16 protein-coding genes and 1 pseudogene are annotated in these 14624 nt (G+C 69.7%); 11 read left to right on the top strand and 6 right to left on the bottom strand.

Features of this window, described 5'->3' with window-relative positions; all coding sequences use genetic code 11:
• Positions 1-5: 5 nt before the first annotated feature.
• On the top strand, positions 6-1442 hold the full coding sequence (locus NLX86_RS08525) for a benzaldehyde dehydrogenase (RefSeq protein WP_254370988.1): 1437 nt from the start codon (positions 6-8) through the stop codon (positions 1440-1442).
• Between the two features lie 58 nt (positions 1443-1500).
• Here NLX86_RS08525 and trxA read toward each other — a convergent pair whose 3' ends face one another.
• The gene (gene trxA, locus NLX86_RS08520) at positions 1501-1863 is read right to left on the bottom strand and encodes a thioredoxin (protein WP_254370987.1); all 363 of its coding nucleotides are present in this window, start codon (positions 1861-1863) and stop codon (positions 1501-1503) included.
• Between the two features lie 116 nt (positions 1864-1979).
• Between trxA and NLX86_RS08515 the strand changes: the two genes are divergently transcribed.
• Complete coding sequence (locus NLX86_RS08515; protein ID WP_254370986.1) at positions 1980-3422, top strand: NAD(P)/FAD-dependent oxidoreductase; 1443 nt, start codon at positions 1980-1982, stop codon at positions 3420-3422.
• 113 nt (positions 3423-3535) lie between these two features.
• Positions 3536-4333, top strand: a complete 798-nt coding sequence (locus NLX86_RS08510) for a VOC family protein (RefSeq protein WP_254370985.1) — start codon at positions 3536-3538, stop codon at positions 4331-4333.
• Between the two features lie 22 nt (positions 4334-4355).
• Here NLX86_RS08510 and NLX86_RS08505 read toward each other — a convergent pair whose 3' ends face one another.
• Complete coding sequence (locus tag NLX86_RS08505) at positions 4356-5510, bottom strand: methyltransferase (protein WP_254370984.1); 1155 nt, start codon at positions 5508-5510, stop codon at positions 4356-4358.
• Between the two features lie 96 nt (positions 5511-5606).
• Here NLX86_RS08505 and NLX86_RS08500 point away from each other — a divergent pair, with 96 nt between their 5' ends.
• From NLX86_RS08500 to NLX86_RS08470, 7 genes are all read left to right on the top strand, one after another.
• Positions 5607-5864 carry an AEC family transporter gene (locus NLX86_RS08500; RefSeq protein ID WP_254370983.1) on the top strand — a complete coding sequence of 86 codons (258 nt, stop codon included), beginning with the start codon at positions 5607-5609 and terminating at the stop codon, positions 5862-5864.
• Positions 5865-5903: 39 nt separating this feature from the next.
• The gene (locus tag NLX86_RS08495) at positions 5904-6548 is read left to right on the top strand and encodes an AEC family transporter (protein WP_254370982.1); all 645 of its coding nucleotides are present in this window, start codon (positions 5904-5906) and stop codon (positions 6546-6548) included.
• 18 nt (positions 6549-6566) lie between these two features.
• Complete coding sequence (locus tag NLX86_RS08490) at positions 6567-6791, top strand: AEC family transporter (RefSeq protein ID WP_254370981.1); 225 nt, start codon at positions 6567-6569, stop codon at positions 6789-6791.
• A 98-nt stretch (positions 6792-6889) separates the two neighbouring features.
• Positions 6890-7855, top strand: coding sequence for a pirin family protein (locus tag NLX86_RS08485; RefSeq protein WP_254370980.1), 966 nt, complete (start codon positions 6890-6892; stop codon positions 7853-7855).
• Positions 7856-8141: 286 nt separating this feature from the next.
• The gene (locus NLX86_RS08480; protein ID WP_254370979.1) at positions 8142-8477 is read left to right on the top strand and encodes a hypothetical protein; all 336 of its coding nucleotides are present in this window, start codon (positions 8142-8144) and stop codon (positions 8475-8477) included.
• A gap of 64 nt (positions 8478-8541) precedes the next feature.
• Complete coding sequence (locus NLX86_RS08475) at positions 8542-8847, top strand: hypothetical protein (protein ID WP_254370978.1); 306 nt, start codon at positions 8542-8544, stop codon at positions 8845-8847.
• 103 nt (positions 8848-8950) lie between these two features.
• Complete coding sequence (locus NLX86_RS08470) at positions 8951-9571, top strand: L-threonylcarbamoyladenylate synthase (protein WP_254370977.1); 621 nt, start codon at positions 8951-8953, stop codon at positions 9569-9571.
• Positions 9572-10089: 518 nt separating this feature from the next.
• On the opposite strand, the gene NLX86_RS08465 is transcribed toward NLX86_RS08470, so the two are convergent.
• From NLX86_RS08465 to NLX86_RS08450, 4 genes are all read right to left on the bottom strand, one after another.
• Positions 10090-10512, bottom strand: a complete 423-nt coding sequence (locus NLX86_RS08465; RefSeq protein ID WP_254370976.1) for a DUF6262 family protein — start codon at positions 10510-10512, stop codon at positions 10090-10092.
• Positions 10502-12223, bottom strand: a complete 1722-nt coding sequence (locus NLX86_RS08460) for a tyrosine-type recombinase/integrase (protein ID WP_254370975.1) — start codon at positions 12221-12223, stop codon at positions 10502-10504. Before NLX86_RS08460 ends, NLX86_RS08465 begins: the two co-directional genes overlap by 11 nt.
• A 608-nt stretch (positions 12224-12831) precedes the next feature.
• Positions 12832-13380: a tyrosine-type recombinase/integrase gene (locus NLX86_RS08455; protein ID WP_254370974.1), complete on the bottom strand. Its 549-nt coding sequence runs from the start codon at positions 13378-13380 to the stop codon at positions 12832-12834.
• Positions 13367-13834, bottom strand: a complete 468-nt coding sequence (locus NLX86_RS08450; RefSeq protein WP_254370973.1) for a site-specific integrase — start codon at positions 13832-13834, stop codon at positions 13367-13369. The genes NLX86_RS08455 and NLX86_RS08450 overlap by 14 nt, the downstream gene beginning before the upstream one ends.
• Positions 13835-14038: 204 nt before the next feature.
• On the opposite strand from NLX86_RS08450, the pseudogene NLX86_RS08445 reads away from it, so the two are divergent.
• Positions 14039-14551 (top strand): annotated as a pseudogene (locus NLX86_RS08445) (DUF4158 domain-containing protein); the annotation flags it as partial.
• Positions 14552-14624 lie beyond the last annotated feature (73 nt).

Raw genomic sequence — 14624 nt, 5'->3', positions numbered from 1 at the left:
CGCCCATGCCTCTGCTCGACCCGAAGACCTGGCAGCCGCGCACGCTGTCAGGGGGTGAGTCCCCCGTCATCGAGCCCGCGACCGGCGAAACCCTCGCCACCGTCAATCTGGCCGGTCCGGCCGACGTCAGTGCCGCTGCCCAGGCCGCGCGCGCCGCGCAGGCGGCCTGGGCCCGTACCCCGCACTTCGAGAGAGCCGCGGTGCTGCGGCGCGCGGGCGACCTCTTCGCCGAGCACGCCGGGGAGTTGCGCGAGTGGCTGGTCCGGGAGTCCGGTTCCGTCCCCGGCAAGGCCGACTTCGAACTGCACGTCGCCGCCCAGGAGTGCTACGAAGCCGCCGCCCTCGCCTCCCGCCCCACCGGCCAGGTGCTGCCGAGCGAGGCCCCACGCCTGTCGTACACCCGCCGTGTTCCGGCGGGAGTCGTGGGCGTCATCGCCCCCTTCAACGCCCCGCTGATCCTCTCCATACGATCGGTGGCGCCCGCCCTCGCGCTCGGCAACGCCGTCCTGCTCAAGCCCGATCCGCGCACCGCGGTCTGCGGTGGTCTCTCCCTGGCCGCGGTCTTCGCCGAGGCCGGACTGCCCGGGCATCTGCTGCACGTCCTTCCCGGCGGTGCCGAGACGGGCCGGGCACTCGTCGCGGACCCCGTCGTGTCCGTGGTCTCGTTCACCGGATCCACCACCGCGGGCCGCGCCGTCGGCGAGGCCGCCGGGCACCATCTCAAGCGTGTACACCTGGAGTTGGGCGGCAACTCCGCGCTCGTCGTGCTGGCGGACGCCGACCTGGAGGCCGCGGTCGGGCAGGCCGCCTGGGGGTCCTTCTTCCACCAGGGCCAGATCTGCATGACGACCGGCCGCCACCTCGTCCACGCCTCGCTCTACGAGGAGTACGTCGAACGGCTCGCCGCCAAGGCCGACACCCTCGCCGTCGGCGACCCGCACCGCGAACAGGTCCACCTCGGCCCGGTCATCGACCGCGGCCAACTGGGCAAGATCCACCGCCTGGTGGAGGCGAGCACGGCCCACGGCGCCAAGCTCGTCGCGGGCGGCAGCCACCGCGACCTCTTCTACCGCCCCACGGTGATCGCCGGCGCCGACGACCACACCCCCGCCTATACGGAGGAGGTCTTCGGCCCCGTCGCGCCGGTACGCTCCTTCGCCACCCTGGACGAGGCGGCGGCCCTCGCCTCGGACGGTCCGTACGGTCTGTCGCTCGGCATCGTCACCCGCGACACCGCGCTGGGCCTGGAACTCGCCGACCGTATCCCGACCGGCATCGCCCACATCAACGACCAGACGGTCAACGACGAGGCGGTCGCACCCTTCGGCGGCGTCGCCGCCTCCGGCACCGGTGCCCGCTTCGGCGGCGAGGCCAACCTGGAGGCGTTCACCGATCTGCGCTGGACGACGGTCCGCCGCGACCCGGCCGGCTACCCCTTCTGACACCGGACGGCCGGCGGCCGCTGCTGTCCAGCGCGGCCGTCGGCCTCTCGTACTTCGCCTACTTCGACTCCTGGGCGATCTTCTGCTTGATCTCGTCCATGTCCAAGTCGCGCGCCTGCCCGATGACATCCTCGAGCAGTGCCTCCGGCAGCGCCCCGGCCTGGGCGAAGACCGCCACATTGTCGCGGACGATCATGAGGGTCGGAATGGACCGGATCTCGAAGGCCGCCGCCAGCTCCTGCTGGGCCTCCGTGTCGACCTTCGCGAAGACCAGGTCCGGGTGGGCCTGCGAGGACTTCTCGAAGACCGGCGCGAACTGCCGGCACGGGCCGCACCAGGAAGCCCAGAAGTCGATCAGGACGAAGTCGTTGTCCGTGACGACCTGGTCGAAGTTTTCCTTGGTGAGCTCAACAGTGGCCATTGCGTGGTCTCTCTTCCTGGCCTTCGGGTGAAGCCGTCCGGCACAACGGCGCACGGCACTTTCGTATTCCGGCTGCCCCTGTGGCCACGGCCCACACCCGGCACCAGACTGGCTGCATGACTGAAGCCGTGGAGTACGACGTCGTGGTCCTGGGCGCCGGGCCCGTCGGGGAGAACCTCGCGGACCGCGCCCGCGCCGCCGGACTGAGCACAGCGGTCGTCGAGAGCGAGCTGGTGGGCGGCGAATGCTCGTACTGGGCCTGCATGCCCAGCAAGGCGCTGCTGCGCCCGGTGACCGCACGGGCCGACGCCCGGCGGGTGCCGGGGCTGGACGGATCCGTACAGGGGCCGCTCGACGCGGCGGCCGTCCTGGCACACCGCGACAAGCAGGCCGCGCACTGGAAGGACGGCGGCCAGGTCAGCTGGCTGGACTCCATCGGTGCTCATCTCTACCGGGGCCACGGCCGCCTCTACGGCACCAGGAAGGTGACCGTCTCCAGCCCGGAGGGCGAGCATCACGTACTCGCCGCCCGCCATGCCGTCGCGGTGTGCACCGGCAGCCGGGCGGTGCTGCCCGAGCTGCCCGGCCTGGTGGGGGCCAGGGCCTGGACCAGCCGGGAGGCGACCAGCTCGCAGCACGTCCCGGAGCGACTCGTGGTGGTGGGCGGCGGAGTCGTCGGCACCGAGATGGCCACGGCCTGGCAGGCACTCGGCTCCCTGGTGACCCTGCTGGTGCGCGGCGCCGGCCTGCTGCCCAGGATGGAGCCCTTCGCGGGCGAGCTGGTCGCGCAGAGCCTCCGGGAGGCCGGCGCGGACGTCCGTACGCAGACGCCGGTCGAGGCGGTCGTACGCGACGGGGCGACGGGCCCGGTGACCGTGGTGCTGGCCGGCGGCGACACGGTCGAGGCGGACGAGGTGCTGTTCGCGACCGGCCGGGCCCCGCGCACCGAGGACATCGGCCTGGACACGGTGGGCCTGGAACCGGGCTCGTGGCTGCCGGTGGACGACAGCTGCCGGGTGACGGGCAGCAGCTGGCTCTACGCGGTCGGCGACGTCAACCACCGCGCCCTGCTCACCCACCAGGGCAAGTACCAGGCCCGCATCGCGGGAGCGGCCATCGCCGCCCGCGCACAGGGCGTCCCCCTGCTGGATGCGGACCGGTGGGGTGCGCACGCGGCGACCGCGGACACCGCCGCCGTGCCGCAGGTGGTGTTCACCGACCCCGAGGTGGCCGCGGTCGGGCTCAGCCTCGCCGAGGCGGAGGAGGCGGGCCACCGGGTGCGGGCCGTGGACTACGACCTGGGCTCGGTCGCGGGCGCCGGCCTGTACGCAGACGGCTACCGCGGCCGGGCCCGGATGGTTGTCGACCTCGACCGCGAGGTGCTGCTCGGCGTCACCTTCGTCGGCCCCGGAGTCGGCGAGCTGCTGCACTCCGCCACCGTGGCGGTCGCCGGCGAGGTGCCGGTGAAGCGGCTGTGGCACGCCGTACCGGCGTTCCCGACGATCAGTGAGGTATGGCTGCGGCTGCTGGAGACCTACCGGTCCGACAGCGAGGAGTAGAGAAGGAGGCCGGCCGAGAAGGCTGATACCGCCGCGTTCCGCGCGCACATCCGTGGGTGACTGACTAGCGTGGCAAACCGGACCATTCACCGCGCAGGAGGAAGTGAAGCGTCATGGCCGTACAACCTGAAGGCACCCCGTGCTGGGTCGACGCGATGTTCACCGATGTGGAGGCCGCGAAGCGCTTCTACGGCGATGTGCTCGGCTGGACCTTCGGTGAGAGTGCGCCGGAGTTCGGCGGCTACACACAGGCGTACGCGGACGGCAAGGCGGTGGCCGCCGTCTCGCCCCCGATGCCCGGCCAGGAGAGCCCGCCGGCCTGGTGCCTGTACATCGCGTCCGCCGACGCGTCGGCCACCGCCGCCAAGATCCGTGACGCCGGTGGCCAGGTGGACATGGATCCGATGGAGGTCGGCGACTTCGGCACCATGCTCATCGCGCGCGACCCCAGCGGTGTCTCCTTCGGTGTCTGGCAGGCGGGCAGCCACGAGGGCTTTGAGGCGCGCGGGGAGACCGGCGCCTTCGCCTGGGCCGAGGTCTTCACCCGCGAGCCCGAGAAGTCGGACGCCTTCTGGCCCACCGTGTTCTCGTACCGCGCGCAGCGGATGGAGGACGACAAGATGGACTTCAGGATCTTCAACCTCGGGGACAACACCGTCCTCGGCCGTATGAAGATGGGCGACGATTTCCCGCCCGAGGTCCCGCCTTACATCAACGTGTACTTCGGCGTCGCCGACTGCGACGCGGCGGTGGCGAAGGCGACGCAGCGCGGCGGGAAGCTGCAGTTCGGGCCGATGGACACGCCGTTCGGCCGGTTCGCGGCGCTGAGCGACCCGCAGGGCGCGGCATTCTCCGTCATCGACATGACGACGACGCAGGGCGACATGCCGAAGATGTCCGACGTCTCCTAGCCGGCCGGGCCGGAGCGGGCCGTCAGTTCCTGACGGCCCGCAGGACGACGAACTTCGGGTCGCTCGCGACCACTTCGCAGTTGCCGAACAGCCGGCGCAGCTTCACGTGGTAGCCGAGATGCCGGTTGCCGATGATCCACAGCTCGCCGCCGGGGCGCAGCGCGTCCCGCGCGCCGGCGAACATGCGCCAGGCGGTCGCGTCGGTCGTCGCCTGGTGGGTGTGGAAGGGCGGGTTGTTCAGCACCAGGTCGACCGTCCCGGCCGGTAGGCCGGACAGTCCGTCGCCCACCAGGAACTGGGCCTTGGTGTCCGGGCCGGCGTTCGCCCGGAACGTCGCTTCCGCCGACGCCACGGCCTGGTACGACTCGTCGAGGAACAGCAGCTCGGCCTCCGGGTTGGCCAGCGACACCGCCGTGCCGACCACCCCGTTGCCGCAGCCCAGATCCACCACCCGCTCGGGACCGCGGCTGCGCGGCAGGTGGTTCAGGAAGAACCGGGTGCCGATGTCGAGCCGTTCGGCGCAGAAGATGCCCGCATGGTTGGTGACGGGCAGGCCCGGCGCGGCGACGACGTCGGCGGGCAGCTCGTAGCGGCGCGGCCACGGGCTGGGGACCCGGGCGAGCTGCGGATCGGGCGTACAGAAGACGAGCCGCGCCTTCTTCACCGCCAGCGAGGTCCGGGTGGGCCCGAGGATCTTCTCGAACAGTTTGAGCGTCGAGGTGTGGATCTCCTTGACCATCCCCGCACCCACCACGACGGTCCCCGCGTGCACATGGGGAGCGAGGCGGTGCAGCTGGTCCTCCAGGAGCGCGAGGCTCTTGGGCACGCGCACCAGCAGGACGTCGATGCGCTCGGGCGGCGCGTCCCTGGTCGTCAGCAGCCGCACCGCGTCCGCGTCGGCACCCCGCCGCGCCAGGTTGGCCCGGGTGGCCTGCTGCGTCAGGTACGAGTCGGTGATCTGTACGGGCCGGTGCCCCGCCAGCACCGTGACCACGGCGCCCCACCGGTCACCCAGCACGGCCACTGTGCCGGACAGGTCCACCGCTCCGGCATCGATGCCCGCGAGATGCCGCAGCAGATACTCGTCGGCGGCGTCCCAGGCCCGCAGCGGGTCGCGTGGGTCCTCTGGGAAGCGGGTGAGGGTGAAGTCGCCCCATGACGTCGTCAAACGGTTCATTGTGCGCTCAGGCTAACCGAGTGCCGGGAGCGCGGAGGAACCGCACCGAGCGGGGGCGGGTGCGGCGGCGTGCCGCGGCTGCGGCATGCCGGCCCGGTGACGGGGTCGGTGCTTTCCGGGTTTCTGCCCATCTGGGCGGTCACCACTGTCGGTTGGGCGGCCGGCCGGTTCGACATACTCGGCTCACACGCGCAGACCGTCCTCGGACGCTTCGCGTTCACCTTCGCCAGGCCCGCGCTGCTGTTCCTGACGATGTCGCGGTCGCGGGTCGCCGATCTGGCCCAGCCGGGTGTACTCGTGTTCGCGGTCAGCCTGCTCGCGGTGTTCGCCGTGGGCCTGCTGCTCGGCCGGTAGGTGTTCCGGCGCGGGTGGGCCGACCGGACGAAAGGCGCGATGGCGGCCGCGCACGTGAACTCGGCGAACCTGGGCATCCCGGTGGCGGTGCACGTCCTGCACGACACCTCGTTCGTCGCCGCCGCGCTGTTCCAGACCCTGCTGATCACCCCGCTGATCCTGGTCCTCATCGACCTCGATGTGCGGCGCGGGGCACGGGACAGGTGGGCCAGGCTGCTGCGACTGCCGTTGCGTAATCCGATCATCGCCGCGTCCGCCGCCGGACTGGCGGTGTCCGCGCTGGGCCGGCCGCTGCCCGCCGCGGTGAGTGCGCCGTTGCAGATGCTGGGGGGCGCCGCCGTACCCGCGGCGCTCTTCGCGCTGGGGATGTCGCTGGCCGCCCGCACCCGGCCCGACGCGCACGGCCGTACCGAGCGGCGCGTACTGGTGGCGCTGAAGCTAGGTCCTGTCCGGCCGGTCATGCCGGGCTCGCGTGCCCCCGGTGACATCAGCCGCTCCGCGGCGGGCCGCGCCTCGCCGCGTTGTCGTCGGTCGCCGACGTCCCCCAGCTACCTCCCCCAGCTACCGCTGGGGGTGCCCCCAGAGGTGCCCCCACCGCGTCGCCCGTCGCGGCAGCGACTGATGTCACGGCCTCCTCCGCCTTGCGATCCACGGCACCAGGCCCCGCTCCCTGATCCGGCCTGATCGACCGGACAGGACCTAGTGGCGCAGCCGCTGCTCGCCTATGCGCTCGGCCGCTGGCTGTTCGAACTGGACGGGCACGCCCTTTTCGCGGTGGTGCTCTGCGCCGGCCTGCCGACCGCCCAGAACGCGTTCGTCTTCGCGGCCGAATACCGGCTGGACACCGACCTGGCCAGGGACACCGTCCTGCTCTCCACCCTGCTGTCCATGGGATCGCTGTCGCTGATCACCTGGCTGCTCGTCTGACCGGCCGCGGGCCCGGCGCCGCGAGGGTGCGTTCCACTACAGTTTTCGCAGCGCGGTCCGCCGACGGCCCGCGCCTTCGCGGGAATAGGTTGTGCGCCATGAGCAATCTCGATCGCCAGGCCGCGCTCTCCGTGTGCGGCGGCCGCGGCTTCGTCGTCGCCGAGCCGGTACGTGAACTCCTCAGCCCCCGCCAGGTGCGGCTCGGCGAGGCCACCGAGGTCCGCAGACTGCTGCCCAACCTCGGCCGCCGGATGGTCGGAGCCTGGTGTTTCGTCGACCACTACGGCCCGGACGACATCGCCGACGAGCCCGGCATGCAGGTCCCGCCCCATCCCCACATGGGTCTGCAGACGGTCAGCTGGCTGCACGACGGCGAGGTCCTGCACCGCGACAGCCTCGGCAGCCTCCAGACCATCCGCCCCCACGAACTGGGCCTGATGACCTCAGGCCGGGCGATCAGCCACTCCGAGGAGAGCCCCCGGCCGCACGCCCGCTATCTGCACGGCGCCCAGCTCTGGGTCGCGCTGCCCGACGCGCACCGCGACACCGAGCCGCACTTCCAGCACCACGCCGACCTGCCCGTCGTCACCGCGCCCGGCCTCGCCGCCACCGTCATCCTCGGCGAACTCGACGGCGCAGCGTCACCCGGCACCACGTACACCCCGCTGACCGGCGCCGACCTGTCCCTGACGGCGGGCACCGACACCACCCTGCCCCTCGAACCGGACTTCGAGTACGCGGTGCTCTCCATGTCGGGCGAGGCCCACGTCGACGGCGTCCCGATGCTGCCCGGCTCGATGCTCTACCTCGGCTGCGGCCGCGGCGAACTGCCGTTGCGCGCGGTGTCCGACGCGGGGCTGATGCTGCTCGGCGGCGAGCCGTTCGAAGAAGAGATCGTCATGTGGTGGAACTTCATCGGCCGTTCCCACGAGGGAATCGAGGCGGCGCGGACGGACTGGACGGAGGGCTCCCGCTTCGGCGAGGTAAAGGGGTACGACGGTGATCGGCTGCCGGCTCCCGAACTCCCGCCGGTGGCCCTGAAACCACGGGGAAGAGTGCGCTGACCCGGCTTTTCACCTTCTGGGCGAAGTTGCGCGGGAGGTGCTGTTCCTACCAGCCGAAGCCGACGGGGCAGGGGCGGATGCGGCGCCTCATGCCTCCCAGTGTCAACTTCCTGACGGTGCGCCAGTCATTGGTTGGCCCGCCTGCGAGTGATCCGCAATGCGTCTGGTGATGCGGCCGCCGCGCGGCAGCACGCGGGAGTAGCGTGGCGGCCGGAGTGGTGGTGGGCGGGCCCCGGGTTGCCCGGTGGGCGGCCAGCTCCCGCCGCCGTGATCTTTCGGTGGAAGCGTGGCCGCTTCCATCACCAACATCTCCGCGTCCGCCCCCACGATGACGGCCACGGTCGGGGTGTCCGGGCTGGGTCCCGTCCATGTGCTGCCGCTCGCCGCCACGCGGCAGGAAGCGGACGGCGAAACCGGGCTCGCCGCGACCATCCACGAGCTTCAAGTGCGGCTCGCCGTTCTGGAACAGGCCGTAGCGGGTGATTCGCGGAGGACCACCGAACCGTTCTTCGAAGGCAGCCGACGGCCCGAGCATGATGGCGCGCCAGGAGGTACGGAGTCCGCTGTGACCGTCGGCCACGCCTACGGCACGCGACAGTCGGACACCCCACCGCGCCGGTGAACGACAGGGCACGGGCGAATGCCGGCGGGGCACGGTGCGCGGACAGTCGGTAAGGGTGACGCACATGGTGCAGGCGATCGAGAATCTCACCGCTCTGACCACCCGCCTGATCACGACGGGTCCGCATCCGCGGCTGGAAGGCTGGGACCGGGCGGTCGTCGACGTGCTCGACGCGCACCCGGTCACCGGCTACGCCGACCTTCTGTCACGGTATGTCGGAAGCCATCTGGAACTCGCTGTGCCCAGCCGGCTCATGGCGGGTCTCGCCCCGGGCACCACCATTCGCCTGCGGGCCAGACTCGCCACGGGCGAGGCGATGGCCGAGAAACGACCGCCTCACGGGGCCTTCGTGACCGAGCCGCCACCCTGACGCGGTCGGTACCTGATGGGCACGGCAGGAAGCCGAACAAAGGGCCCGGCGGCGCCGTCCTGGTCACCTGAGCGTGGATGCCCTGATCACCTAGACTCGGCGGATGGCGAAGTATTTCGATGTGCACCCCGAGAATCCTCAGCGGCGCACCATCAGCAGTGTGGCCGACAGCATCCGATCGGGCGCGCTCGTCGTGTATCCGACGGACTCCTGTTTCGCACTGGGATGCCAGCTGGGCAGTCGTGACGGAATCGACCGGATCCGGTCGATTCGGAACCTCGACGATCGTCACCACTTCACCCTTGTGTGCCAGAACTTCGCGCAGCTGGGTCAGTTCGTGCACGTCGACAACGACGTGTTCCGCGCGATCAAGGCAGCGACGCCCGGCAGTTACACCTTCATCCTCCCCGCGACGAAGGAGGTGCCGCGCCAGCTGCTGCACCCGAAGAAGAAGACGGTCGGAGTCCGGATTCCTGACCATGCCGTAGCTCAGGCTCTGGTCGCCGAACTCGGTGAGCCGCTGCTCTCCAGCACCCTGCTCCTGCCTGACGAGGACGAGCCGATGACACAGGGCTGGGAGATCAAGGAGCGGCTCGACCACGTCGTGGACGCCGTGGTCGACTCGGGCGACTGCGGCACCGAGCCGACCACGGTCATCGACTTTTCCGGCGGCGAACTCGAGATCGTACGCCGAGGGGCAGGCGACACCGCGCGGTTCGAGTAGCCGCGTCGACTGTCCAGGGGTGTAGCGTGCAGGCGAGGTAACAGCGACCTGCGAGAGCTGCTGGCACCCTGGTGTGCCGCGACTGTTGGAGATGGGCGCCCTCCACCGGGACCGCTTCCGGCACGGAGACTCCACAGTGCGCCACGCATGTCAACAACAATTTCGGAGGCTGTTACCTCGCCTGTTGTGGAAGTGTGACGGCCGCCGGATACGGCGTCAAGAGACCCGTGGTGCAACAGCTTTGGCGCGGGCGATGGTCTGCTCCGCCGGCTACTGCCCGGAGTGACCTCGGCCTTGGGGACCATCGGTACAGCCGTTGGCGTCAAGCCCTTGATCTTGGCCGTTTAGCACACATGATCGGCTTGGTGGGGGTGTTCGGGGGAAGATCCACGATCACGGGCGGCGGCTGGTTACGTCCGCGATATGCCCGTGGAATTTTTGACTGATGAGCAGGCTGTTATCTGGACTCTTTGAGCTCAACCATCACGCTGAGCTGGATGTTTGTGTCGCTGACGGTGTCAGCGACGTGAGGTCTCGGCGGTCGTGGGGATGCCTCGGCGGAGGTCGCGGAGTTGCCCGAGTGTGACCGCGAGTTCGTTGCGGAGCCGCTCGTTCTCCTCGTTGAGTCTCTGGTTGGCCCCTCGCAGCGCGCGCACGACGGCCTCGTGGGACTTGGTGGTGATGCGCTCTTTGTCGGGCAGGGCGGGACGGCCCGAGGCGGGCTGTCCGCTGGCGAGATTCCGCAGTCTGGTCCGCAGATCCGTCTGGGCGTCGTCGTAGAGGAAGGTGCGGGAAACGCCGGCCCGGGAAGCGACCCCGGCGACGGTGACCGGGCCGCCGTCGCGCTCCAGGCTGTTCAGGACTGCTTGGACGCGTTCGATGCAGTCCAGACGGCGTTGTTGAGCGGCTTCGGCCAGGTGGGCCGAGTTGTCAGCCCGCATCGGCTGCCCTCTCGGTCTCGTGGCGGACGGCTTCGTTGTCGTCCGGTGGCGGGGACAGCTCGTCGTGTTCCTGCTCGGTAATGCTCGCGATGACATGCTCGACGGCGGTGGCCAGTCGCTCGTTGACGGCGGCAGCGCGAGGACGCTCCGCTGCCGTGGCGCTGATCTGCAGTTCGCGTGTGCGGGCGAGGGTGTCGCGGTGGATCGGCAGGAACTGCCGATCGGTTTGGAAGTCTTCGCAGAAGTAGCAGCCGTCGGCGGCGGTCTTGGGGCAGGGACGCGCGATGTGTCGTCCGCACCAGCCGCCGGCCACCGCGTGGAGTCGGCGCCCGATCTTCTCGGCGAGCCACTCGGCGCCGGACAGGTCGGCGTCGCGGCGGACCTTGACGGCCTCGCCCTTGAGGTTGAAGCGGACCTCGTACTTCTCCTCGTACTCACGGCGAAGCGTGTCGTCCGCGATGCGTGAGTAGTGCTCCTGCATCTCCCAGGAGGTGTGACCTAGGACTTCGCGGATGGTGCGTCCGGACACGCCCGCGTTCGCCATTCTGGTACCCAGGGTGTGCCGGAACTGGTGCCAGTTGACGACGGCGGCGTCGCCGTTGGAGTCGATGAGCCGGATGCGCTTCAGCCAGGTGTCGAAGCGGGTGTCGACCGTGCCGTAAGGCATCGGATACTTCCCGTCCGGGTTGCCGCTGACCTTTGGGAACAGCCAGTGGCAACCGTCGCTGAAGCGTTCCCGGACGCGGCCGTGCTGCCCGCGGATAGCGTCCACGACCACGCGTGAGGCGGGGATGGCGCGGAAACTCTTGTCCTTGCTCTTGTAGTGGACCAGGGCCCAGCGGCCAGAGGGGGTCTTCTTCAGGCAGTCGGTCTTCAAAGTGAGTGCCTCGCCGATGCGGAGCCCCTCGTCGCGGCAGATCAGCACCAGCGTGCGGGTCTCGGGGTCGAGCAGGGCCAAGTTCTCCTCGGACTCGATCTGCTCCATCAGGTACTCGTCGATGAAGTTGGCCTTCAGCCCGCGCTGGCGCGGGTACTCGTCCCGGTGGATCCGGGCATCCGGCGGGAGCACGGGCTGCCAGCCGTAGCGGCGCCACGTTTCGAGCATGGTGGAGATCACCGACAGCAGGCGGATGCGGCTGCCGGGGCTCACCGGCTGCCCGTAGTGAGGGCCCTTCTTTTCCACCGTCCTGCGGCCGACCCAGCCGATGTACGACTCCAGCAACGCACGGTCCAGGACTGCCGGGTCGTTCTGCTGGTCGGGGCGGCTTTCGGCGATGAACCGGGAGAAGACAACAACGTCGTGGACATTGCGTGCGACCGAGCGCAGTTCCGTGCGCGCGAGCCGCAGCCGCATGTAGCGCTTGGTCCTCTCCCGTAGCCAGGGCTGGGTGATGCCGGTGAAGTCCAGTGGGGCGACCTGTCGCCGTTCCTCGATGCTGTAGCCGAGGCGTTCCGGACGCCACACGTCCCTGTCCCACTCCTCAGCAGGGCCGTCGAGGTCATCAAGGGCTTCCAGCAGGTCCGTGAAGAGCTGTGGAACGGTGGTGTGGTTGAGTGACAACTGACGCCAATAGCAGGCATGTTGGTCGCGTACCGAAGTGACGCCCTCGGCGATGACGGTGTTCACCGCGCGGACCCAGGAACTGGGAACCACCTTCGACCGGCGCTGGTCGGTGCGGACCTGGAGCAGGTACTGGAACTCCAACGCCACCAGCGGCGGGAGACCTGCAACGGAAAAGCTCGGGGCAGCGCGGCGCTCCAGTTCTGCGCGCAACTCCGACAGGGGCGGCCGTCCGACCTTCGTCCAGCGGTGGTGGTGTCCGTCGCACAGACCGTGACGGCTGATCTCATAACTGCAGTCCGCGAAGCCGCACCGTCCGGCAGCCGGGCGCGCGAGCACCGCCGCCGTAGCCGCGTACTGACGGACGCCGATGCTCTGGCCGCGCGAGTGTAGACCGTTACAACCGGAAAGGTGCAGGTCACACAGGCGCGACAGGCCTCCGGAATAGGGGCATCCGACGACCAGACACGAAGCCACCTCCAGGCTCAGCCCGGCCGGCCTGTTTGCCGGGTCCGCGATCCATGCCTCACGTTCGGGGCGCCCGGCCTTGCGCCAGGCCACATCATGATCGGCGCACAAGCCCCGGGAGGCGTTCTTCCTCAAGCACGTGGTGATCACGCACGGGGTCGGAGCCAGGAAGTGTCCGGCCGGAGGGACGAACCGCTCGCCCCGGAACTCTGGCCGCACCACACCCAGAAGGGCAGCGGTTCGCGGATCCCCGGGAAACGGGACAACCGCGGCCATACGGCCGGCGGCGCTCACCGGGCGCCCCGGAAGCCGACACGGTCCAGCTCTTCGGCCAGGTCGTCAGCGTCCAGATGGCCGTAGGTGTCTGCCGTGGTGTGGACCGAGCCATGCGTGAGCAACTCACTCGCAACCTCCAGCCGCACGCCCGCCCGCAAAAGCGCGGTCGCGTGAGTGTGCCGGAACAGATGTGGATGAAAGACGACTCCCGCTCGCCGCCGCAGCCGCTTGACCAGGCTCATCGCCGCCCAGTACTTCATCGGTGCACCGACCGTCCCGTTCCACAGGTTCACGAACACGTAGTCGCAGTCCAGCTCGCCGTACTCGGCGAACAGGTAGTCGGTGTAGAGGTCGAGCAACGTCTGCCGGACCGGGATCTCCTTGGGATCCCGGCTCTTGCCGCGTGCCCTGTTGGCGTTGTTGTCCCGGGGCCGCAACGTCAAGGTCCGCCGGTCCGTGTTGATGTCCTCGTGCCGCAGTCCCAGCGCCTGCCCGATCCGGCAGCCGGTCTCGAACATCAAGGCCATCAGCAGGCGGTCCCGCAGTCGCTCACAGGCGTCCAAAATCTGCTGTACCTCGGTATCCGACAGAGTCCCGGGCCGCCGCTTGACCTGCTTCAACCGGGTCGGCCGTCCGGTGACCTGGCGCTCGGATGCCGGCCAGGAAGCCACCGTGGTCTCCGATCGAGGTCGCCCGGCGATGCGTCAGCTGGGCGCCCATACCGACACCGCGGCGGGCGAGGAACTCGTAGAACATGTAGACGCTGTTCAGCGCGCGGTTCACCGTCGACGCCTCGCGGGCCGGCCCGTCATCGGTATCCGCCAGCCGCAGCCGTCCGGGCTGGACCGGGCGTCGCAGCCACCCGGCAAACTGGTCCACCTGTTCAGGGGACGCGGCCAGCAGATCGACGCCCAGGAGCTGCAGGAAGTCCAGCCACGCCTTCAGGTCGAAGGCGCGGGCGCGAAGCGTGTTCGGCGAGTGTTCACGGTCAGTACACAGCGCAAGGTAGTCGTCCACCGCTCGACGACCCGTCCCTCATCGTCCACGACGGCGTACGTCTCCTGCCGCACCCCGGACCCCACGACCCGTCGCACGTACATCCCTGCCCCTCCCCACCCAGGTGATCCCTCGGATGGAGCAACGACCGTCGTGGACGACGGTTACGAGCGAGTGTCAGCGACAGGGGCGGGCACCCCGTTGGGCAACACGTGGCGTACGTCCCTGACACTGTCGGACCGGGTCCAGATAAAGGCCGAAGCGTTCGGAACGTTCGCCGAGGTGCCGACAAGGCCTGAGCTGGAGCGCTTCTTCTTCCTCGACGACGAGGACCGGAAGCTGATCGCGAAACGGCGTGGTGATCACAGCCGTCTCGGTTTCGCGGTGCAGATTTGCACGGTCCGTTATGTCGGGCTGTTCCTGGAGGACCCCTTGGCGGTCCCGTGGCCTGTGGTGGAGCATCTGGCCGAGCAGTTGGAGATCGAGGATGTCTCCTGCGTCAAGGAGTACACCGAGCGGCTGAAGACGGCGTACGAGCACGCGTGGGAGATACGCGACGCGTACGGCTACCACCCGTACGAAGACAATGCTCAGGGCCGGAAGTTCCGGGCGTTCCTGCACGGGCGGGCGTGGACGCACGCGGAGGGACCGACGGCCCTGTTCGATCACGCGGTGGGCTGGCTGCGGCGCAACCGGGTGCTGCTGCCGGGAGTGAGCGTGCTGGCCCGGCAGGTCTCCTAGGGCCTGTTGCGAAAGTGGATCTCGCCTGTGAAATGATCTTGTGTTGTGGCGCGTGCAGATCTGACGGACG

This window comes from Streptomyces sp. A3M-1-3 (genome assembly GCF_024213665.1).
Classification (GTDB): domain Bacteria; phylum Actinomycetota; class Actinomycetes; order Streptomycetales; family Streptomycetaceae; genus Streptomyces.
This window is presented reverse-complemented; position numbering and strand designations above follow the sequence as displayed.